Annotated in this window: 31 protein-coding genes; 23 read left to right on the top strand and 8 right to left on the bottom strand. The window is 31.9% G+C overall.

What is annotated here, in order from left to right:
- The 5 genes from BM012_RS22780 (at position 1) to BM012_RS22760 (ending at position 3,104) form a co-directional block, all read left to right on the top strand.
- Positions 1-390, top strand: a complete 390-nt coding sequence (locus tag BM012_RS22780; RefSeq protein WP_235606113.1) for a hypothetical protein — start codon at positions 1-3, stop codon at positions 388-390.
- 588 nt (positions 391-978) lie between these two features.
- Complete coding sequence (locus BM012_RS22775) at positions 979-1,236, top strand: hypothetical protein (protein WP_061802862.1); 258 nt, start codon at positions 979-981, stop codon at positions 1,234-1,236.
- A 151-nt stretch (positions 1,237-1,387) separates the two neighbouring features.
- Complete coding sequence (locus BM012_RS22770) at positions 1,388-1,810, top strand: hypothetical protein (protein ID WP_061802863.1); 423 nt, start codon at positions 1,388-1,390, stop codon at positions 1,808-1,810.
- Positions 1,811-1,962: 152 nt separating this feature from the next.
- Entirely contained in the window at positions 1,963-2,529 is a 567-nt protein-coding gene (locus BM012_RS22765; protein WP_061802864.1) for a tyrosine-type recombinase/integrase, read from the top strand.
- A gap of 71 nt (positions 2,530-2,600) precedes the next feature.
- The gene (locus tag BM012_RS22760) at positions 2,601-3,104 is read left to right on the top strand and encodes a DUF5392 family protein (protein ID WP_061802865.1); all 504 of its coding nucleotides are present in this window, start codon (positions 2,601-2,603) and stop codon (positions 3,102-3,104) included.
- An 18-nt stretch (positions 3,105-3,122) separates the two neighbouring features.
- On the opposite strand, the gene BM012_RS22755 is transcribed toward BM012_RS22760, so the two are convergent.
- Together BM012_RS22755 and BM012_RS22750 are read right to left on the bottom strand one after the other, a co-directional pair.
- Positions 3,123-3,320 (bottom strand): transcriptional regulator, encoded by a 198-nt coding sequence (locus BM012_RS22755; RefSeq protein ID WP_321169998.1) that lies wholly within the window; start codon positions 3,318-3,320, stop codon positions 3,123-3,125.
- 40 nt (positions 3,321-3,360) lie between these two features.
- The gene (locus BM012_RS22750; RefSeq protein ID WP_061802866.1) at positions 3,361-3,585 is read right to left on the bottom strand and encodes a helix-turn-helix domain-containing protein; all 225 of its coding nucleotides are present in this window, start codon (positions 3,583-3,585) and stop codon (positions 3,361-3,363) included.
- Positions 3,586-4,108: 523 nt separating this feature from the next.
- On the opposite strand from BM012_RS22750, the gene BM012_RS26200 reads away from it, so the two are divergent.
- On the top strand, positions 4,109-4,447 hold the full coding sequence (locus BM012_RS26200; protein ID WP_139210441.1) for a hypothetical protein: 339 nt from the start codon (positions 4,109-4,111) through the stop codon (positions 4,445-4,447).
- A gap of 158 nt (positions 4,448-4,605) precedes the next feature.
- Here BM012_RS26200 and BM012_RS22740 read toward each other — a convergent pair whose 3' ends face one another.
- The 4 genes from BM012_RS22740 to BM012_RS22725 all read right to left on the bottom strand — a co-directional run bounded on the left by BM012_RS22740 (position 4,606) and on the right by BM012_RS22725 (position 8,088).
- Positions 4,606-5,055 (bottom strand): hypothetical protein, encoded by a 450-nt coding sequence (locus tag BM012_RS22740; RefSeq protein WP_061802868.1) that lies wholly within the window; start codon positions 5,053-5,055, stop codon positions 4,606-4,608.
- A gap of 109 nt (positions 5,056-5,164) precedes the next feature.
- Positions 5,165-6,616, bottom strand: coding sequence for a competence protein CoiA (locus tag BM012_RS22735; protein WP_061802869.1), 1,452 nt, complete (start codon positions 6,614-6,616; stop codon positions 5,165-5,167).
- 128 nt (positions 6,617-6,744) lie between these two features.
- The gene (locus tag BM012_RS22730) at positions 6,745-7,674 is read right to left on the bottom strand and encodes a bacteriophage abortive infection AbiH family protein (RefSeq protein ID WP_061802870.1); all 930 of its coding nucleotides are present in this window, start codon (positions 7,672-7,674) and stop codon (positions 6,745-6,747) included.
- 30 nt (positions 7,675-7,704) lie between these two features.
- A complete protein-coding gene (locus BM012_RS22725) occupies positions 7,705-8,088 on the bottom strand; it encodes a Rok-like winged helix domain-containing protein (protein ID WP_061802871.1) in 384 nt (127 codons plus the stop codon).
- A gap of 249 nt (positions 8,089-8,337) precedes the next feature.
- Here BM012_RS22725 and BM012_RS22720 point away from each other — a divergent pair, with 249 nt between their 5' ends.
- The 14 genes from BM012_RS22720 (at position 8,338) to BM012_RS22655 (ending at position 16,762) form a co-directional block, all read left to right on the top strand.
- Positions 8,338-9,069, top strand: coding sequence for a helix-turn-helix domain-containing protein (locus BM012_RS22720; protein WP_061802872.1), 732 nt, complete (start codon positions 8,338-8,340; stop codon positions 9,067-9,069).
- Positions 9,070-9,509: 440 nt separating this feature from the next.
- On the top strand, positions 9,510-10,172 hold the full coding sequence (locus tag BM012_RS22710; RefSeq protein WP_061802874.1) for a hypothetical protein: 663 nt from the start codon (positions 9,510-9,512) through the stop codon (positions 10,170-10,172).
- Between the two features lie 32 nt (positions 10,173-10,204).
- Positions 10,205-10,645: a hypothetical protein gene (locus BM012_RS22705; RefSeq protein ID WP_061802875.1), complete on the top strand. Its 441-nt coding sequence runs from the start codon at positions 10,205-10,207 to the stop codon at positions 10,643-10,645.
- Between the two features lie 442 nt (positions 10,646-11,087).
- On the top strand, positions 11,088-11,267 hold the full coding sequence (locus tag BM012_RS22700; protein WP_061802876.1) for a hypothetical protein: 180 nt from the start codon (positions 11,088-11,090) through the stop codon (positions 11,265-11,267).
- Between the two features lie 51 nt (positions 11,268-11,318).
- Positions 11,319-11,720: a hypothetical protein gene (locus BM012_RS22695; RefSeq protein WP_061802877.1), complete on the top strand. Its 402-nt coding sequence runs from the start codon at positions 11,319-11,321 to the stop codon at positions 11,718-11,720.
- A 104-nt stretch (positions 11,721-11,824) separates the two neighbouring features.
- A complete protein-coding gene (locus BM012_RS22690; protein WP_061802878.1) occupies positions 11,825-12,157 on the top strand; it encodes a MarR family transcriptional regulator in 333 nt (110 codons plus the stop codon).
- An 83-nt stretch (positions 12,158-12,240) separates the two neighbouring features.
- The gene (locus BM012_RS22685; RefSeq protein WP_061802879.1) at positions 12,241-12,591 is read left to right on the top strand and encodes a hypothetical protein; all 351 of its coding nucleotides are present in this window, start codon (positions 12,241-12,243) and stop codon (positions 12,589-12,591) included.
- 199 nt (positions 12,592-12,790) lie between these two features.
- Positions 12,791-13,075, top strand: coding sequence for a hypothetical protein (locus BM012_RS22680; RefSeq protein ID WP_061802880.1), 285 nt, complete (start codon positions 12,791-12,793; stop codon positions 13,073-13,075).
- Between the two features lie 472 nt (positions 13,076-13,547).
- The gene (locus BM012_RS22675; protein ID WP_061802881.1) at positions 13,548-14,087 is read left to right on the top strand and encodes a hypothetical protein; all 540 of its coding nucleotides are present in this window, start codon (positions 13,548-13,550) and stop codon (positions 14,085-14,087) included.
- Positions 14,088-14,272: 185 nt separating this feature from the next.
- Complete coding sequence (locus tag BM012_RS22670) at positions 14,273-14,656, top strand: hypothetical protein (protein WP_061802882.1); 384 nt, start codon at positions 14,273-14,275, stop codon at positions 14,654-14,656.
- A 10-nt stretch (positions 14,657-14,666) separates the two neighbouring features.
- Complete coding sequence (locus BM012_RS22665) at positions 14,667-15,452, top strand: hypothetical protein (RefSeq protein WP_139210438.1); 786 nt, start codon at positions 14,667-14,669, stop codon at positions 15,450-15,452.
- Positions 15,453-15,577: 125 nt separating this feature from the next.
- Positions 15,578-15,751, top strand: coding sequence for a hypothetical protein (locus tag BM012_RS26590; protein WP_161939281.1), 174 nt, complete (start codon positions 15,578-15,580; stop codon positions 15,749-15,751).
- 25 nt (positions 15,752-15,776) lie between these two features.
- Positions 15,777-16,085 (top strand): hypothetical protein, encoded by a 309-nt coding sequence (locus BM012_RS22660; protein WP_061802884.1) that lies wholly within the window; start codon positions 15,777-15,779, stop codon positions 16,083-16,085.
- Between the two features lie 122 nt (positions 16,086-16,207).
- Positions 16,208-16,762, top strand: coding sequence for a hypothetical protein (locus tag BM012_RS22655; protein WP_061802885.1), 555 nt, complete (start codon positions 16,208-16,210; stop codon positions 16,760-16,762).
- A 188-nt stretch (positions 16,763-16,950) separates the two neighbouring features.
- Here BM012_RS22655 and BM012_RS22650 read toward each other — a convergent pair whose 3' ends face one another.
- Positions 16,951-17,523, bottom strand: a complete 573-nt coding sequence (locus tag BM012_RS22650) for a MerR family transcriptional regulator (protein ID WP_061802886.1) — start codon at positions 17,521-17,523, stop codon at positions 16,951-16,953.
- Between the two features lie 197 nt (positions 17,524-17,720).
- Between BM012_RS22650 and BM012_RS22645 the strand changes: the two genes are divergently transcribed.
- Positions 17,721-18,467, top strand: a complete 747-nt coding sequence (locus BM012_RS22645) for a hypothetical protein (RefSeq protein WP_061802887.1) — start codon at positions 17,721-17,723, stop codon at positions 18,465-18,467.
- 135 nt (positions 18,468-18,602) lie between these two features.
- Here the strand turns inward: BM012_RS22645 and BM012_RS22640 are convergent, their stop codons facing one another.
- Positions 18,603-19,277, bottom strand: coding sequence for a hypothetical protein (locus BM012_RS22640; RefSeq protein ID WP_061802888.1), 675 nt, complete (start codon positions 19,275-19,277; stop codon positions 18,603-18,605).
- A gap of 304 nt (positions 19,278-19,581) precedes the next feature.
- Between BM012_RS22640 and BM012_RS22635 the strand changes: the two genes are divergently transcribed.
- Positions 19,582-19,878 (top strand): hypothetical protein, encoded by a 297-nt coding sequence (locus tag BM012_RS22635; RefSeq protein ID WP_061802889.1) that lies wholly within the window; start codon positions 19,582-19,584, stop codon positions 19,876-19,878.
- 364 nt (positions 19,879-20,242) lie between these two features.
- Positions 20,243-20,698: a hypothetical protein gene (locus BM012_RS22630; RefSeq protein ID WP_061802890.1), complete on the top strand. Its 456-nt coding sequence runs from the start codon at positions 20,243-20,245 to the stop codon at positions 20,696-20,698.
- The last annotated feature ends 6 nt before the right edge of the window (positions 20,699-20,704 follow it).

Here is a 20,704-nt window from a genome sequence, read left to right as displayed (position 1 = left end):
TTGCATTTAGTTGGAGGATTACCCACCAAACAAAAAGTAAATGCAAAATTCGTCCCTATATTTTGTGGAATAACTATTAAAATAACTGTTAAAGTAGTGGAGGAAATTGCGGTGAAAGAAGATGAAGTATTAAAAAATACGACAAACAAAATAGATGAATCACAACGCTCAAGTAGAAATCCAGAAGCATTATTGGCATATGAATTAAGAAGAAAGGCTATATTAGATGAAAAGTCTGCACTAAAACGAGCTGAAAGCAGAGGAAGAGAAAAAGGAAGAAAAGAAGTAATCAGAGATATAGCCCTTGGGTTGATTCAAAAAGGTATAGACAAAAAAACCATAAGTGAAATCGTAGGTCTTTCACAGGAAGAAATTGATAAGCTGCGCTAACAGTAAACTAAAAACAAGTTTATAAGAATATGATTATGATGGTGAGCTGATCATGAGCAATAAGTTCTTAGGTAAAACAATTAATGGTTGTGGGAGTATTCCCTACATTTGCCACAAATCCCCTTGTCGCTCCTTTACTTCCCTTCCATACAAGATGAAAACTTTTCATGTTATTTTTACGCTTACTTTTCAAATGGAAAAAGACCCCACACCTACCACACCCTCCCTTGTCGTACTTGAAGAGTTTATCTATAAGTTAATTAATATAGCCTTTAGGCTATAGAGGAAGGCTGAAGCCTAATTTGATAATAGTAATAATGATAAAGGCTACCTATTATTGCTCATTATCCTGGGATGGTTTTTAGTGTATCTATAATCTATGGCTAACAAATTCTTTTTATTAATCAAAAGAAAAAGAGTTGTAATGTAACACAATTTATTATATAATATAATTAAGTTGCAAAGTTGAAGTGAGTAGATAATAAACTAAATATATAAAAGGAACTAAAAATCCACTAACATCTATAAATAATCATTTGAGTTATTATATATTAAATAATCACAGGAGTGAGGAGGTAATTTTCCGTTATGCAAGTAAGAAAACAAATAGAAAAGTCGTTACCTAACTATGAATCTACATATTATTATTTTTGTACAGGTTGTGGACACAAGGAAACGTATTTAAATCCAGTTGTTAAACTATCATGTGGTTGTGGGACGTTTATGGATCATATCGAAATAGAAGGTAAAGAAAAGCCAATTTTTCCAACACTAAAGCAACCGAAGGAGTCAGCTAAGAAGAGAAAGAAAAGAAAGAAGAAGTATGAACAGTTAACACTGATATAAGGAGGTGAAATATAACTAAATGTTGCTTCTTGAAGTGAAAAACAAGTAAAGGGCACTTTCCATGTCAGGAAAGCACCCTCGTATGATAAAAATGAAATGTAGGACTTTCATTATATCATGTGGGTTGCCCTCTATAAAGAGGAGGATTTCTATGGAAGATTTTACTTTAAATCAATTAAATGAGATTTTGGGAACGATAATACATTACATGTGGCCTTTGGTGGTGTTTATGATTTTGCTAAAGATTGTATTTACGATTATAGGAAAGCTATATGAGAAGTTAGAAACATTTCTGGAAGATGTTAAACCTAAAGAAAAAGGAAAGCATTCTTCTACCTATTACCCCAACTTATCACCTAGCACAGAAGAGAAATATGGTACAGGAAAAAGCAATTCTGTTTCACTAAATAAATCTAAAACACATAGTAGCAGACCTAGTAGAAGTTGTGACAGTACTTCTATAATAACTAGCTCAACTTCAGCATCAATGTACAGCAGTTATGGTAATTCTTGCTCCTCAAGTCATTATAATACAGGTTCTTCTGATTCGGGATCCTCAGGTTTTTGTGATTAAATATTATAAAGAAATGGTTTAAATTCTTGTACAAAAGGATTTAAACCATTTTTTATATTGGAATTTATGATAAGTGAAAGTACGCAACTTAATTTATTGTATAATTTAATTAAGTTACATGAATCGCTAAATAAAGGATAGGAGAAAGTATTATGGAATTTGTAGAACCAATACGCGACCGTGATAAGATAGAAAGCATAAAGGAAGTTCTTCGGAAGAATGAACGAGATCTTTTATTGTTTGTATTAGGAATTAATACACCTCTTCGTTTTAATGACTTGTTACATATAAAATACAAGGAATTAATTAACGAGAAACAAGAAGTATTACCTTATATTGAACTAAAAAATACCAAAACAACGGAGAATGATAAGATAACTGTTTCAACAGGATTAGCTGAATCGATTACTAATTTTGTTAAAAAAAATTATAAACGTAATCTTGAAGATTACGTTTTTGTAGGAAGGAAAAATCCTAATAAACCTATTAGCCGAGTTACAGCATGGCGAATTATTTCAGGAGCTGCATATGAAGTTGGATTAGAAGAAATCGGTACTCATACCTTACGAAAGACCTTTGCATATCATATGTACAAAAATGGTGCTGATATGTCTTTGTTAATGGATATGCTAAATCATGCTAGTACAGCTCGTACATTGAAATACATTGGCATCAATCAAGATGAGAAGAAGCGAGATGTTCGCCCTTTAGACTTGTAAAACTTTGAAACTGTTTATTTTATTGTTATATTTTAAAGAAAGTAGAGATAATCTTATGGGGGAGTTTTCTAATGTTAAGAAAAAAAGATTTGGACGATACATTAAGTCCTATCGTGGGCCTTATTAAGGCTCTTCCTGATCTTACAGAGAAGGAAGCTAAAAAGTATCGGGATGAACTTGATGCCATGATAGAAAGTAATGGTGAAGGACTTAAACAAAAAGCCAAACTGGAGAAAATAGCTTCATTTGCATGGTTTACCGTAGCTTTTACAGTTGGTTTTCAACCTTTATATTCCTTATTCATTTCATACCCTTGGAATTACATTATACCTGGGATATTTCTATGTTTTGCTTTGGCCTGTACAGTTGAAGGCTTTAGGAAGGTAAGAGAATTAAACAAGAAACGTATAGAATATATGGTTAGTCGAATACAATGTAGCGAGTCTTTAAGCGAAAATCGAAAACAGAATTTTATTGGACTAGTTCAAGACAAAAAAGAAGATTCTTATATTGAGTTTGGCCGTTTTATTATAGAGGAAATAATAGCAAGAAGATCAGATAATGAAGATAGATGAATTGTTATAGAAATTCATCTATCTTTTTATTTTTGCCCAATTTTTTAAGTCCTTTATTAATTGAGCTAGGGTACTACGTTTAGGGATATGGCCTTCACTGTTGCATAATCGGGAAACTGTACCTCTAGAAAGATTAGAAGCCTCTTCTAATTGAAGTTGATGAATCTCCTCCTTATCCAGCCAATGACCAAATTTAGTTCTCTTTTTCTTCCACACTTTAATCACTCCATTTAATGAATGATTTATAATAAGTTCCTTACATACTCCAAAAATCATCATAATCAATGTTTTTATTCGTCATACGTTTCAAAGCGCTCTTGATTTTAGTAGCGTTTTTAATTGATGGATTAAAGGCATCACCTTGGCATAGACGACTAATGGTTGTCTTATTTACTTTACTTTCCCGAACTAAATCTTGTTGTGAAATTTTATGTTTATCTAAAAAACGCCCAAATTTACTCCTGGGTTTTCCACCAAACATGCTATAACCTCCTTCATTATCCTGGTATTAGCATGGACAAAAGTTTCTTTTTATAAACTTCCCGAAAAAGGGAATAGTGGACAAGCTGTACCACATAAAGTGTATTAAGACGTCAAGGAAAAGACGTCCCTACACTAAAGGAGGTTTTTTAATGAGTATTCAGTTGGCATTAGAATTACTAAAGAGAGAGGACGTCTATTTTACGGAAGAGGGAAAAAAGGAAATTTTAAATGTAGTGGAAAGTTTTTTTGAAGGTGCAGCGTTATGACATACCGCCCTACTATTCGTTGTCATCAAGTGTTTGAGGAATACGTAGATGAATTATTCCATGCTACTTACTTAGATCGTAACCAGATTATCCGGTGTTCTTTATTTACAAGCGCTCATTCTCCTCTTTTCTTATCTAAGTTAGAGTTTTATAAATCAAGTTCCTCTCTCCCCTCCCCTATGTGGGAACCAAAACAAGACCTTTTATGGTTGGAGAGAAGCCCTTTCATATCAAGAGAAGGGAGGGACGTCACTCATGTTGAGCATACAGGAAAAAGAAGTTATCGAAACCCTTTCCCGATTGCTAAACCAGCAGAAAAAACAGAACCTACAGATGAAAAAAGAAAAAGAAGAGAAGGTGAAGATAGCCCGAAAAAGAAACCGGGACCACAGAGGGAGGTTTCTTCCAGAACAATTAAAACCACTGAAAGAGGAGGAATCATATTCAAACTCGGATAGAGGTAGGGACGTCAGGATAGTGAAAATTAAGGGAAGTCATAATTCATATGAAATCAAAGAAAAAGAGGTATCTATTGTAGCGGACGTCTTATTAATGGTCCCGATTGTTTACCTTATATGGGTATGGTTGTTTTGAAACAAAAAAAGACGCTAAAGCGTCAAAAGATTGTTAAATAGTATATGAATCTCATAGAGTAAGGAGGCTATAAAGTTGGATGGCTATAGCCTCCTTATGCAATACATATTCCTGAAAGTTTTAGAATATGACGTCTTATTTCCCTCTTTAAAAAGTGTTTATTCTATACTTGTATCTAGAATATAACATCCTCTTCGAGGTCTCACTACTCGTCTATCTAATTTCTTCATTTTATCATACACCAATTCGAATTTCTGAATATGACATCCTTTTTGCCAAAGGTGTTTCCAAAGATCCTTCATCCCAAAAATTTGATTAGGGTGTTCTTGGAGTAATTCAACTAAATAAAAAGCAGCTTGTGAAGAAAGTGATGAAGAATCTTGAAAAGATTGATTCAAATATTTGTTTTGTTCTTCTATTTCTTGCGTTTCTAAAGTACTTATATTTTGTTCTACATGGGCTCTTCTTTCTTTTAATGCATTCATGCTACCCATAAGTTCTTTTATCTGTTCTTTCCGTTGTTTAATTTGTTCATTTAATTGATCCATTTCTTCAGATAGTTCCTTATGTAAAATCTCTTTGTATAGTTGTTCTTTGTTTTTTTTCATAGTAATCACCTTTTACATTATAACAAAGAACTAAATATAGAGATAACATACTGTAGATACCTTTGATTTATAAAAGGATATACTCATTAAGAGTATATCCTCCACTTTTTTACCAAATATCTTTAAATGGGTCATCATCTAGATCGCTATTATTAAGAATAGTTTCTTTAATTTGCTTGATATACATATCTATTTCTTCTTTATCTTTACAACGACGATAAGTGAAAGCAAAGTCATATAAAGTTGGTCTATCGCTATAAATAGCAAGAGAAGATTTTATTTCACGTAATTTTTTATTAATGATTTCTTTCTTTCTAAACATGTGACGAGACCTTAATTCTGTTAACACATCACTATAATTTTCATAAACATATGAAACTAAGTCAATCTCCTTTTCATTCTTTTTCTTTAGGTATTCTTCCAAGGATTTTTCGCCTTGTTCATTGAGAAAAGAAATATTATAGAAATCGAACGTATAGTTATATTCCTTTATATATTGCACGGTTATATCATCTGTATCTTTGAAACTATCAAACTCTTGAGAATTTTGTTGTACTTTCTTAGCATAGGAATTGTATTTATTAAAGAAGTCTTCAGAGCTTAATGTTCTAATATCATTTTCTAATTTTTCATTATTAGACCTCATAAACTGTTCAAAAACATTTGCTATTTCCCTTTCGAAATTTGACTCAGCAAATTCAATCTTCTCTATATATCGTTCTCGTAACTCTCTCTCCAACCTTTGTGATTCTTCTCCTCTAAGCCAAGGAAGAATTTCTTCATCTAGATGTGTCTTAAGGTCTTCTTTAATAACGTCATATGAAAGGATAGTATGGAGAAATGTATCTTCTGTTATAATTTCTACTTCATCCATAACAATAGAATGATGAATAGGATCGTGATAGAAAAATTGCCTTGGTCTTTCTTTTCCATTTGCTATAGGTCTTTCCCAAGAACTACGGAACTTAAAATCAATTGTTAATAGTTTAGATTTTGGTTCTAGGAAATAGCACATTCTTCTCCTACTAAATATGGCTCTTTCTAATTCTTTTATTAAGCGTGCATCGCTTTTTCCTGGAGACGTTGAAAACTTCATAAACTTTTTATCCAGAAACCAGAAGTCTTGAATGTTCGCAGATTTATAACCTTCATGTCTCTCTTCCCAATTTTCTTTTGAAAGAGGACTATGTTGGAATTCAAAGGCCCAACGTTTCCCTTCTAATTCACCCTCTTTATGAATTATAAAAACATCTGCAATTTGTTTAATTTCAGAAATATGATATTCATATTCAACTTCAGCACTTGGGAATTTTTTTCGAAGCCAATTATATAAGATTTTTTTACCTTTTTTATGCGCTTCAGTCTCAGGTTCAGAGTATACTGAACATTCTGAATCAACATGAGCAAAATACCATGTTCTTTTTGTTCCAGCTCTGAATTGTACATGGCTCTCACAATGAGGACAATATAGTTTCTTTTCCTCATTTAGTCTTTTTGTAGAATTTCTATCACACTTTGTAGCGATTATAGTTTTTCTTTCATCTGTTATACATCTTAGCAAACTGATCGCTTCCCCTTTTAGTAAATATAGTATTAGTTTAGATACAAATGTGGGCTTGAATTTTGCAATTATCTCTCCTTGTGTGTACCATTACTCATTTGTTGCAAAATTCAAGCCCTGTTTTTTAATTATTCTACATGGAAGGTGGCAAACTTACCCTTAAAACCACACTCTAAAATAGCATTTATAAAAGTGCATATTCTTTCCTTTGAATCGTAATCATTTAAGTACCAAGTAATCTTCTTGGTATCTATATGATTACAAATCTCTTTTATATAAGGTAAATCTACTTTTGAAAAAGAAAAACCGTATGAATAAATTCTGTCTATATTTTGTAATGAGTCAAAAAAATCTCTTTCTTTTTCTATGATTGCTTTTGTATCCTTTCGTAAAGCGTCATGTAAATTCATTAAATCATGTTCAGCACCTGTGTAACGATCTAAGGACTCTCTATAGGGTTCTTCATGACCAATAATGATCTCTCCCCCTTGGGACCCATGTATATAAGTAATATCTATCGCTTCATAAACTCTTTCCAGTACATCTGTATAATTGAAAGTTAAAAAAGTATCTTCATCTTCATCAATTAATTTATATAAACAGTCCTTACCCGATACCATACTTGTATCAATAGAGTTAACCCATTCTGAAAATAAACGTTTAACTTCTATCATTGCGAAGTAGAAATTGCTGGAAACACCTTCATTTCTATGAGCATCTCTAAAAAGGGCGTTATCATGATCATCATGTTCAAATAAACTATTCATATCATCAAAATATGTATCAAAATCTAGCAGACCAAGACTTCTCTCAATATCACACCAATTATCTCCATCTTTTTCTGCTATAGAAATTAATTCTAAAATAAAACCTACTAATTCATCATCATCAAATGATATTCCACCATCAGGTAGTGTTGTTGGTTCAATACTAAACGATGCTCCCTTATGAATAGAATTCGGGTATTTGTCTAATAAATATTGGTGAAAATTTTGATAGCTTGTAGGCAAACCATGCGATAAGTCAAAGCCGTTACCAATAATAAATAAATTACTCATTTCTTCACCTCCAATAAGTTCAATTTGAATTTAATTATGTTTTATATATTGATAACAGCCATGTCTTACCTTCTTGATAAGAGGATTAATTTCTTGAATTCTAGCAATAAAATAAGCATCCGCCGGCATTTTGTAATCCACATGGCTTAATACTTGCTTTCGTATATCCTTTAAATTAAAAAACTCTCTGGAATTAGACTTTAAAAAGTCGATGGCCACCATATAAGCTGTTAATTGCTCTTTAGAAGCTTTAATCAGGGGAAGATTTTCAGGAATATTGTCCGTATCTATATTAAGTTGCTCCATTTTCTCTCTAATAGCTTCCGTATCCTTTAAATAATTAAGGATACATTTCATAATGTGCTCGTTTGATTGTGCAAGTTTCTCTTTTAATTTTTCTTCTTCTGTCTTCAAAAAAACACCCCTTACCTTTTCCAATACGTTACAAACAATCTTTTTTCAACCTCTATTATAACGCTTTTTATCTCTTTGAGATATGGTGAGAAACCTTGGATTCAAGGTCTTTTTAGCTCCAAATGCAAAGTAAAAAAATCTGAAAAAAGTAATCAATTAAATTAGGGAATGTTTTACATGCGCTAGCGAATATGGTATTATTTAGTTATGGAATACATGCGCTAGCGCATTTTTGGAGAGTGAAACAATATGAGTGATTTACAAAATATCATTGGAGTAGAAGAGGCTGCTAAGTTATTAGGATTAGCACCTGGTACGGTTAAAAATTACTGTAGAGAAGGAAAACTAGAAACTAAAAAAATCGGAAGAGATTGGGCACTTGATAAAACAAACCTTAAAATTAAAGGTGGGGAAAAAATGAGGGATATTAAGAGTCTAAACAACGTATTTTTTAACGGATTAATGTTACACCAAATAACCGGAATTGAAGGCATTGTAAATAATATATATGAGTGCTTTTATGCTAATGCTGGACAAAATGTAGAAGGGGACTCTCATTATAGAGTATCATGGGATTTAAGTGATTTCTTTGCAACTGAAGAAAGGCAAGAGTTTGATTGGGAAGCTCCTCATAAAGCTTCATTAGTAGCTGATAATCAAAAAGACAGTGTGATTGATTATTTCTCCGGTTTTCCACTTTTAAACAAAGAAATGGTGTTTAAAGAAAGAAAAATCAAAGTAATAAATAGACCACTTCCTTTTGCTCCTGAAGTCTCAGATATTATTTATTGGGCTGGCGCAGTTGATAATAATGGAACTGTCTATAAAGTTTTCTGGAACGTGGTTAACTTACATGAGCCTTTTAAAATTGAGAAGGTAACGGATAAAAGTAGATATTGCAAGAAATGTTTGCAACCTTGGATGTCTGATGAAACAAAGTGTGTAGATGAAGAAGGACATGAATATGTAAAAAATCAATAAAATGATTAATTAAAATGTAATTTATGCTCATGATCTGTTCATGGTAATCTGCTCATGAGCAACAAATTCTCTAGTCAAACAACTAAGGTTTGTGGAGATATTCTCTACATTTTCCACAAATCCCCTTGTCGTTGATTTTTAATGACATAACATTCTTCTTAGTGAATTTACAAAATTTTGAGTTAGTGGCTTTTTAATCAAATTAAGGAGTGCTGTAACTTGTATTATGGGAAACTAGAGCCTACACGACGATTTACCCTATTATATTTGACACTTCTTGCTTGGATTCCTATAGGTATACCTATAGGTTTAGCAGGTCTATTATTAAATAATAACTTTCTAATGTCATTGGCTGTATTTGGCCCTCTAGTTCATGGATTGGTGTTTTTTCTTAATCTTTATTACGAACGCAAAAAAGAAATAAGGAAGAACTATGAATAATGGAAGGTGAAAAAATGATTAATGAGCTTTTTGAAAAGATTCATACAGCTATTACTACCGGAGACTTCACTTTACTAACCATCTCTCTTATATATGTTTTTGGTATCTTAATAGCTATTGTTATTGCAATTTGGGGACTCATAAAAATTCTTGATTTACTTATGCGCCCAATTTATAAAAGAGGATTTAACAAGAAAAGTCCCAAGGAAAAAACAGTAATCATCTTGAAAAGATTAAAAAGAATTAGGAATATTATAGTTGATGAAAATACTCAAAACGCTATTATGCAATTCGCCTTAAAAACGGGTGTGAAAGAATGTACACTAGAACTTTACAAACGTCCTATAAAGCAAAAGGTCGATGTAGATTTAGATGAAATCGAAAAAATATTTAAGGGTACTAATTTTGTCATTAAATCGAAAAATGGTAATAGGTTAACAATTGATAATAGGGGAATCAGAACGGTATCCAGAGTTGGAACTAAGATTATATTTGGTCTTTATTCGCGTTCTGCTAGTTTTAAAGACAATGCTGAAGATGTCAATGAATATATAGTCAAGATGGTTTTAAGATTACCTCCTTATTCAAATGAAGAATTAATACAAAAAGCTGAAATGTATGCAAATACGAATGAAATTGTTCAAGCAAGCAAGACATTCTAATAACTTAAAAAGTTTATAAAGGAGATATAAAATTGAAATCACGTGATAACTATAAATTCAAAAGGGATTGGAGACAGAGCAAGGAGAATAACGAAATAAGTTCTGAAGATATGAAAAATGCTTGCGTATTTCTGTCTATCATTCTTTTGGGTGTACTTAGTGCATTAATAGGTCTGAATTTACCTTATGATCTTTCTCAGCTTCTAGGCTTATTTTTCCTCCTATTGTACGGGTTCACAGTATTCTTCTTTATAGATACAGATAAAAAGAACGGTAGAAGCATTATAAGGTTATCATTCATAGTCTTAGTAGGAGTGCTGTTTACATTTGTTGATGAGTCTAGTACTAATCCAATTTTCAATACATTTCTACCTGCAATAACTCTAGTTTATATGATTGCCTTTCTGCTGGAGGAAAGTAAACAAAAGCCTAACCAACAAAACAAAAAACGGATTAATCTTCAAAAGAAATAATAGATAATAAGAATCTGAAAAGCACGCAAAAGCATAATTAACAAAATCAAAAAGACCTTCCGAAAACCTTTCAAACCCTACGTTCAAAAGATAAAAGAGGAAAGAAGCCTGGTGGCTTCTTTTTTTATTAAATTGATTTTCCCCTTTTGCCTTCCGAATCGTAAAACGCCATAAGGCATCTAACCTTCCAAGTGAGTGAGCCTCGTTGGCTGCGCCCTCCTCTCACCTGGAAGCTAAGATGCCGAGTCTGTCTATCAACGGCCGAAAACTTTTTTAATTAAAAGCGCTACGCAACATTAAAAAACTTTATCGTAAAACCGCCTTATGACAGACAGCCTATATGGGTTTTTCGTTCTCCTTGCAAAAAGGGAAAAATCATCCCTTTTAGGGACAATATCGCTTCTGAAGGCAAGAAGTAAAATCAAAGGAGGAAAAGAGAAAGATGAAAACCTCGAATACCGTAACAGAATGGTGCAGTTTATGCGAGTATGAAGTGGAATTAGCTCCAGTTTTTCAAAAACAGACATGTCCTCATTGCAAAGAAGAAATATTACCATGTGCTCAATGTGAAAATCACGAATGTGATAAGTGTCCACTTGAAAGACATATCAGCTTGAGCTAATAAAATAAGCCTTAAGGCTATTAAAACTTTTTATTTAAAGGAGTAGTTAGAATGACGTTTAAATGGATGAATCCGGATATTATTAAATTCCCAAAGGGAGAACTTCATATATTACGAGACGAAGGGGAAAGGGGAGTATATGGACGTGGTTACGAGATTCAATTAGACCTTTTTAATCGAGAAGAAGATGAATTAGAAGGTGTAGGGTGTTGGTCTTTTGGTTACGAAGATTGGTCTAGGGATATTTGGAATGATTGGGGAGATTATATCCTTAAACGTATGCTAGAAATTGAAGGGGATCAGGAAGCATTAGATGATTTATTAGATGAATTAAACGGAATCGACTGTCACTACTGGAAAGATAGGGACAATCCTTTTGAAGAAGAACACCTTGCAGAGCTTGATGTGATTAAGGTATTAATTACAGAATTAGACAAAGAAACACTTGACTAAATAGTGTCTGGTTGGTATAATATAGTTATACAAGGGACAAGTTACAGCAGTTAGATGCTTATAGTAAAAGTGTCTAACTGTTGTAAAAAGGAAGGAGAATAATAATGAGATATAAGGTTGAAGGATATACTACTTTAGAGAAGCTTCAACAAGATTTAGAGGCCATATTTCAAATGGTGGAAGAGAAAACAGGTCATGAACCATTTATTCGAGGTATGGACATATACCTTAGAATGGAAAATAAAACGGGTAAAGCTCTTGAAATTCTTGATGATCAAGAATATTTGGAAACAAAGAGAGCGGATCGTTTTGCTGGTCAAGTATTATGTGGTCTAAAACTAAAAAAGAAACAGGTAGAGATAGCTAGAGAATTAGGAATAATGCCACAACGTGTTAGTAAAATCAAAAAGTATCTGGTGGAAAAAGGACTTTATTAATTCATTTATAAAATAGTGTCTAAATAGTATAAAATTAAGTTTATTGACTTACATCTGAAACCAATTAGAGGAGGAAGAATAAAATGCAAAGTATTATTATGTTCTTATGGTTCTGCATTTTTTGTCCTATTTTATTTTATCTATTAAGCGAATATAAGGGAGTTCATGATATTGAATCATTACATTATGAACTTTTAGGCATAGTACAGCATCTTCTTTTTACAGCTTATTTAGTAGGAACAATCTTTTTGGCGCTTTGTGATTGGACATACGGAAGGAATTCTGGGCGGTTACTTTTAATGGTCTTAGTCGGAGTGGTATTTTATATACTTAATGTAGATCACATTGCTCTTCTGATACTATTCGGGTTATATCTCCTATGCTATATTTTCCTTGGCGGTATGTTTAAGGAAGAAGAGGAAAAGGTTTTATAATATGGAATTATTAGTGTATTGGTCCATATCCCTTATGGCGTTCATAGTTGTGGTAAGTTCAGCTAATATGTTCTTAGATAAGGAAAGATTTTATAAGATACAAGCTATATGTATTTTGTGATTATCACTATGTTTTACCCATTGATAGTCTTCATTGTATGGTTCAGCTCTAAAATATAAGAGGAAAGAAGGAATAGGAATGAACATGATTAATAATGAAAATGTAAAATTGAGCGGAAATCAAGACTTTGAATTATCTCAAGTGATCCAGAAGCTAACACAAGAATTAGTAATGATGTACGATAGATCAACCTTTAAACGAATTGAATTTTTAGAGTCAGCAGTAAGTGAAAATCGTTATAAAATGGCTTATAAATTGGACGACACATTGATTACATTAGTGTATGATTTACAGAAGCATGTGATTGCTATGCTTTCTAAAAAAATCAGGAAAAATATTGATAAAAAAGTAATTTCAGCTTGATTAAATAGTGTCTAACTGGTATAATAATAGTATAGAAAGGAGGTGGAAATAAGAAGTGGAGACCGAATTGAGAATCATACTAACCGCCCTCGGCATTGTCGCTTCGATTCTCACAATCATCAAGACATGGTTAGACATCCAAGGCATCCGGTCTAAGAAAAAAGCTCAAAATCGTAGGTTCAAACGCATCCAGCCTAGCCAGCGAAAGAAGCGTAACAAACGAAAATGAGCTTGGGGAGAAAAGACATCTTGTCTTTTCTTCCTATTCTTAGTATATAACACTTCTTAAAAATTATGAAGCTAGATGGAAAATGGTTCTTTATTCTCTTCGTGGCGATTTATATATGTATAAGAACATATCCTTTTGGCTCCGTACTTCAAACGATTTTAGATATATTAATTGTAATAGCTTTAGGTTTAATGGTAGTTCGTTATTTTCTGAAGAAGAAATAAATGTAGGGGAGAGGTTCAAATGTCAACGTGCACATGTCCATATTGCGGGAGCAATTTAGAAAGAATAAATGAAAAACAATACTATTGTGAATTCTGTGTAATGAATGTAGCTGCTGAAATTGTTCAAAAAGATGGGGGACGTTTACCAGTACGCAAGGTCACAGAATTTGTATTAGATGCTTATACACATAAAACAACTCCAGAGTTGATGATCCTTTCGACATTTGAACTTCTCTATTTATTGTCTTGTCTCAGAAAGGAAAGAAGTAGTATGTATGGTCTGTTTAATACCTTCCGTAAGGTGGGAGAGGAAACAGGAGAAGATGACTTTAAAGATTCTGAACAAGAATCCATTCAAGAATATGAAAATGTAACTAGAAAGATGTTTGTTGTAGAAAATATCATTCGGCAGCGCCTGGGATATGTTCCGAATAGAATTACAGAAAAAGCTTTAGCTACTTATCAAAGTAATATGTTAAAAGATAAAAAAGGACCAATGGTTATTCGTAAGGAGAGAAAAGAAAAGGTCCAAACAAAATCTTCAGTATCTTTTAAATAACGTTGTAATAAGATATAATGATAATATAATACTCTTGTGCTTGAGTATTAGATGTTACTTTTGCTCCGGTTGATCCCCGGAGCTTCAATTTTATTAAATATAGTGTCTAACTAGTATAAATTTAATCTTCTGGATAGCGGAATTTATATAATATATACGTTTAATTTAAATTTGGAGGTAATCATATGAAATCCTTATTTTTGAATGTAGAGCATGAAGTGAAGTTCTCTAAGATTAGAAGTGAAATGAACGAAGAAAGAAGGTTTAATAGTCATTATTTAGCGGTAGCCTTTTTAATGGCTGGAAATACAAAGTTAGAAGCTTTAATTAAGCCTTATTTTGAAGGTAAGGTCTATGAGGTTCGAGAGTTCGATAAGTGTGTAGAAACAAATTTATTAGCTAAATTAGCTATTCATATCTTAACTAAAAAAGAAGACGTTTCTCCAGTGGATCTCATTGCAAATCTAAATAAGCAGCACCTAAAATTAGCGGTTAATGCTATGATGATGTGTAAAGAGAAAGTGACAAGAAATGAATATAAAATGGAAAATGAAAAATTTTATACGTAGGAGTGTAAGTATGAAGCAAGTATCTTTTTCAGTAAGTCCGAATCAAGTAAAGAAGTTTAAATCCCTTGTAGACCCCACATTGCAATCTAAAGTGCTACGCAATTATATATTAAATGAATATGAATTACCTGAAGACTTAAGTATTATCAACAAAGGTGATAAGCAAGGATTAAAACCGGAGAAATTCCATTTTAATGAATATGCTGATGAACGTGTAAACGAACTGGTTAAACAAGTTCGTTCTAGTGGTTATGTAGCAAATAGATCCTCACTTATGCGTCATGCACTTAATCAACTCATTGAAAAGTTGACTACAGATAATGGTGAATCTGTCTATCCAGCAGACAGAGAAGTTAGGCATTTAAACTTTTATTTTGAAAAAGGTACAAAGGATGTTCTAAGTGAAGTTGTCACTTTAAAAGATCGAAATGCTACTATCGAGCGTTTTATCCTGCAAGAATATAAGCCAAATGATCATACAGGAGAAGCATTGGATAAACCATTGGAAGCGGAACAAATGCGTGTAAGCATAGATTCTGAAGCGATTGAGAAGCTTGATAAATATGTTGATGAAATAAAGAGTAATAGTAAAGAAGAAATCAAAGGTGTAAATAGGACGGCCCTTATGCGTGATGTAGTCAATCAACTAATTAATAAACTCTCTCATGCTGATGCAAGAAAATTAGTAGCGAAGAAACGTTTAGATAGGGCTTTAGATCAGTATGAAGAAGCATTCGGTTATAAGGTATTAAGAGAGCACCTTACTCAATATATAGACAAGAATGACAAGAAATAGATTGATATAAGTACTATCCTTCAATGGTTAGAGGTGAATATATAAAAGTGTCGCTAAAAAACGTCTTAATTGTTATCTTATTGACTGTTTTCTTACTCCTTGTGTTCTTCCAGGAGTTTCAGTACATGCTTCAAATTGTTATAGGAACAGTTATATTATTCTTTATCATTTTTATTGCTAAATACGGCTTTAAAAAAGGGACAACAATAGCAACGCATTGCTCTATGTACGTAGTTTCCGTGTATCTTTTTTATCACTCCCTTAAATATTTATTTGATGCAATGGGAATTCAATTTTAAATCCTATTAGGAAGGTGAAGAGAATATGGAATTTAGCATTGAACAAAAAAATGTTATTCATCGTTTTTATAAAGGTGAGCTTGTAGCTTTTAATAAGAAATCTAAAATTATATCAGATGATAATGAATGGGGATACTTTATGTGGAAGTTAGAATGCGAGTTAGCCCAGAATGATTATTCTAATGATAGTAAGAAATATGAAGAAGAATTATTTTTAATACTTCTTGAAGATAGTAAAAAGCAGCAAGAAAAAGGTATTGATGTCAATTTCAATTATTCAGATGAATTAATAAACTTATTCAAAAATACGTTAAACGAATATGTTTATTCTTAATCAAACTTTGCTTTAAATCTATAGCAAGCTTTAGCTTGCCTTTTTTATCTCTAGATAATGGTCTTCTTCAAAACTAAGTTTTAGTGATGGGAAAAACATAAATAAGTAGGGGGAAAGAGAAAGTGAGCTATGATTTAAAACAAATTAATCCAACTAAATGTCAACTTTCTTTAAATTTCGGTATATCGGACTGTTATGAATTAAGAAAAGGTGTATGTTCTCTATATTTAAGTGAGGAAGACGCGGAACGTATAAAGGAAGAGGAAGACGATATTTTTCATGATGGAAAGGTTATGTTTTGCCGTAATCTAGCAAAAGATTTGCTTGATGTTAATTACTTTGAAGACCCAAATTTTCAAGATGATTTGGATTACTCTATTAAAATGCATCCGAGGGATTGCGGGCATTTTGTATTTTCAAATGGCCAACATCGAACCTGCATTGCAAAACATTTAAATATCAGCTTCATGTATGTTCAAATGGAAAATTACGAAATAGACGACTCTATTTTGAATTGCAGTGCTTGTAATGATAAAGAGAGACAGGAAATAAAAAATAAGAAGATTAAAAATCGTATTATTTCAATGCTAAACTTTATAAAGGAAAAAGAAATACCAGGAGATTTCATCGACCAAGAATACATGAATTTTAAGAAAGAATCTTCGTTTATAAAGTAAAGTCCAAAGTTAAATGACTTTATTATTGTAACTCAATACTAAAGATGATGAGATAGCTCATGAACTGCTCATGAGTAATTTCATCATCTTTATATATATTTAGGTAATTCACTTATACACTATAGCTATAACACAAACTTATCATTTTGAATCATGTTCTATTAGAAATAAGGTCCTATTAAAATAAACTATTTAGGGAATTTCCAAATTTGCCACCATCTCTTGGTTGGCTTACTCTCCTCACTTGTTGCAGCTACTTCTAACATTTGTTGTTCACGAGTCTGCTCACGCTCTTGTAGTTGCTTCATCACCTTTACCATTTCTTCATCTCTTTGTTTTAGATAACTCTTTAATTCCTCAATGTTATTGTCGTTCTTCATGTTCTCAAATTGCTCTTTAATTAGAACTTCTACTTTTCCATATACTTTTTCTGCAATTCTATTTTCAGTCTCTTCTAAAGTAAGATGAGCAGGAGTTTGTTCATGGGGATTAAATTCTATATCCTCCTCTTCAACATCAATAAAAGAAGCTCTATGACTTGCTAGTTTTTCTCTAACTTGCTCAACATTTTTCTTGTCTGCGAAAAGATCACGTATTTCTTTGAGCACTTCTAAAGAGGACGAATTAACAAAATTCTTATTTTTAATCTTCTTGATTTCGAGAAAATCACTAAACTGTGCTAAGTATCGTCTAACAGTAGAACCAGGAACTCCAAGCTCACTTGCAATTTGTGGAACCGAAAAGCGTTTTTCTTCTTTCAAGTATCTAGCCCTCCCCGATACATATTAGCTTACTGTTTTAATAATTCTCTATTGGATAGAATAACCCTTTAAATACTGCTTACTAATGATTTGCTCATGAGCACTTATTTGCTCATGAACTGATTACGTGAGCAATATTGAATGTTTTAATCATGTAAGTTATAATTAATTAAAAATATATTTTGGAGAGTGCAAAGATGCAAAGAGAATTAATGGCTCTTTCTGTGAATGCAGTTAGTATTGATAAGTTTCATGGTCACGTACCAATCAGACATCGTTCTAAAAAGATTCGTGATTACTTAAAAAATATGAAAATAGATGAACAGATTGAGAAGATTAACGAAGAAGTAAATACTATCTTTTATCCTGTACGTTTAACTAAAGGAGAAAGAAACAAACTAGAAAAAATTGTTCATGAGAACTGCTCACGAGGGAATATGATAACCACAAAGGATGTTATGACGCATATTATTAATGCTATCAATTCAAAGCCTATGAACGAGCGAGAAATTGTTCATACATCGTTCCGTCTTGATACTAAACAATATGAGCGTTTGTCTTTTCTTTTAAAGGGAGAGTTTATAAACATATCTATTGAAGAGTTTATCATGAACGAATATAAACAACCGGATGATTCATTTATCTTACATCATTCACCTAATCCAGAGGATGTAAAAACTGTACCACTACATTTAGATAAAAAGGTGGTAGAACGTATAGATGAAATTGGACATAACATTAGCCAGGCTCATAATCGTACTCTTACACGAGTAAAAATAGTAAGAGATATAATAAACCAGATGGTAAATAAACTGGAGTCTGAAGATCCAGAGGTTATGTATCTACAAGAAAGAATAACAGCAGACATACATTCATTAGTTTCATTAGGCGGAGAAGAGGCTTTAACAGAGATTGTACAACAGATTGAAAAACTCAAGAGTTAATATAGTGATCCCAACCAAATAATCCAACCACTTTTCAAGTTATTTTAAGGACTATCTTTATACTGAAGTATAGTAGGGTGAAGTTTTAACTTCACCCTTTTTATTGATTCTTAATATGAATTAATAAAATTTAGTTCAATCAATGTTAAATTCCTTGAAACCGTTATTAATATTGGAAGACTCAATCAAATCTTTATGAGGTGTACCTTTTTCTAAATGTTGTTGAAAAACTTTAGCTTCAATGATAAAAGCATACATAGCCTTATCAATGGTAAATAATAAAATATTATGATTAATGATATCCATAGGATTAATATGAATATAATCTACTTCTCTTTCTCCTTTTTCGAGAAGTTTTGTAAGACGGTGGTTTCCATCAATTACAACAGACATATAGTTTTCTACAGGGAATGTTGCAAGAAGGATTGGATTATTGAGTTCACTTTTGGGATCATCTTGCATTCTACTCCACTTAATATCTTTAGAAAACTGACTAGCTTTCATTTTTTTAGGCTTAGGCTGGGTAGTTTTCACATAGTCTTTAGCGCCATCTATGATGAAGTTGAATTTAAATGTAACTCCTCCAAAATGCATCTCTTGCAAAAAAACTTCAAACATAGGAAACCCGTTTTCCTTTAGACTGTTTACTTGCTTATCAGTGTCTTTTTCACAACTTTTTAAAACTTTCATCCAACCATCTATCCACTGGTCGAAATATTCAAAGTCTAAGTGGAAATGTTTATAAATATAATTACGTAATTCATCAATGTCTAGACTATACTCTTTTAAATTGGGATAATCAAAAGCCAACTAAATTCCTCCTTCTAAATGGTCTGTTGCTATGAAACTCAATTATAATTTTATCACTTTTTCTAAACAATCAGGAATAAATATACATAAGTAGACTTTTATAGAAATACGTTTAGTAACGATTAATTATATTCCATTAGAGTGAGCTGATCATGAGCATAACTATCTTATTTTAATCATCAAAGTTATTATATATTAATTATTAACATTTTGTGTTATAATATAAATAAGGAAGTATAGTATAAATGTAATCAAGAAAATCTAGACATAGTTCTATTAAGTTATAAAAGGTGGTCAGTTGATCATGATAAAAGTAAATGAAAGTAATCCCGAAGAAGAAAAAGAATACAAGCCTCTAGAAAAGTTATTTATGATACTTGCTTGTATAGGAGCACTTACAGCGCTCAATAGAATTGCTCCTATTGACTGGACATGGTTAGATGAGATATGCGTAATAACATTGATTGTCGCTTACAGTTTATTCATGATTTTTGGCAAAAGACCAGTGACTATAATCCTCACGTGTCTCGGAATTGTATTGTTATGCATATATGTTTTTCTTGTATTGTGGGATATTGTTGTAATAGGAAGAGTAGGGTGAAGTTAAAATTTCGCCTTTTTTATTGATTCCTTATATGATTTAACTAAGTTTGTTTCAATCAATGTTAGGTTTTTAAAGCCATTATTAATTTTAGAAAATAAGTAGAAAAAACAAATTAAGTAATTTATTTATAGAAAATATATAGTAACGATTAATTACAAATTTAGGAATGGTAAAATACAGAAAATATATAGTGTTTCTATATAAAGAATAGAGTTCATTTATAAATTTTCTAGAAAGTTTATAAATGAATATTCTATAAGTAAGACTACTGATCATGGTTAATAAGCTGATCATGAACAGAACTTTCATGCTATGTTATAAAAAAGATACAAGAACTATTGAGGGGGAGTGAAAGATAAACATGTTAAAAAAACTTAAAAGTTACCTTATGGAAGAGCAATGGATAACAGCTTTAAAGAAGTTAAGTAAAGAAAGGGAGATAAAAGTTCAACCTATTATCCAAACCTATATCCTAAGATATATAATTTCTCAAGGCGCTAAAGATTGTAAGATAGAACTTTATAGACGCCCAGACACTAAAATCTATCATACGAATTTAGATGATTTAGAAATCACTTCTGATTCTTTTAATGTCCATACAACAGAAGGACATCATATATCTATTGATAATAATGAAAGAACAATTAGAACTATTTCTATTAGTCCTAGTCGATTAAAAGGGAGTAAACTAACATTCAATATGTTCTCTCACTCTTCTTCTTTACGAAAAGAAGTTAATGAGTCTATTACTAAATTTTCTGTTGTACTACCTCATGATTGGGATGTCTTAATATCAAAAGCTCAACAACAAAAATAAGATGAA

Origin of the sequence: Priestia endophytica DSM 13796, assembly GCF_900115845.1 — a bacterium.
In the GTDB taxonomy this organism is placed as follows: domain Bacteria; phylum Bacillota; class Bacilli; order Bacillales; family Bacillaceae_H; genus Bacillus_I; species Bacillus_I endophytica.
This window is presented reverse-complemented; position numbering and strand designations above follow the sequence as displayed.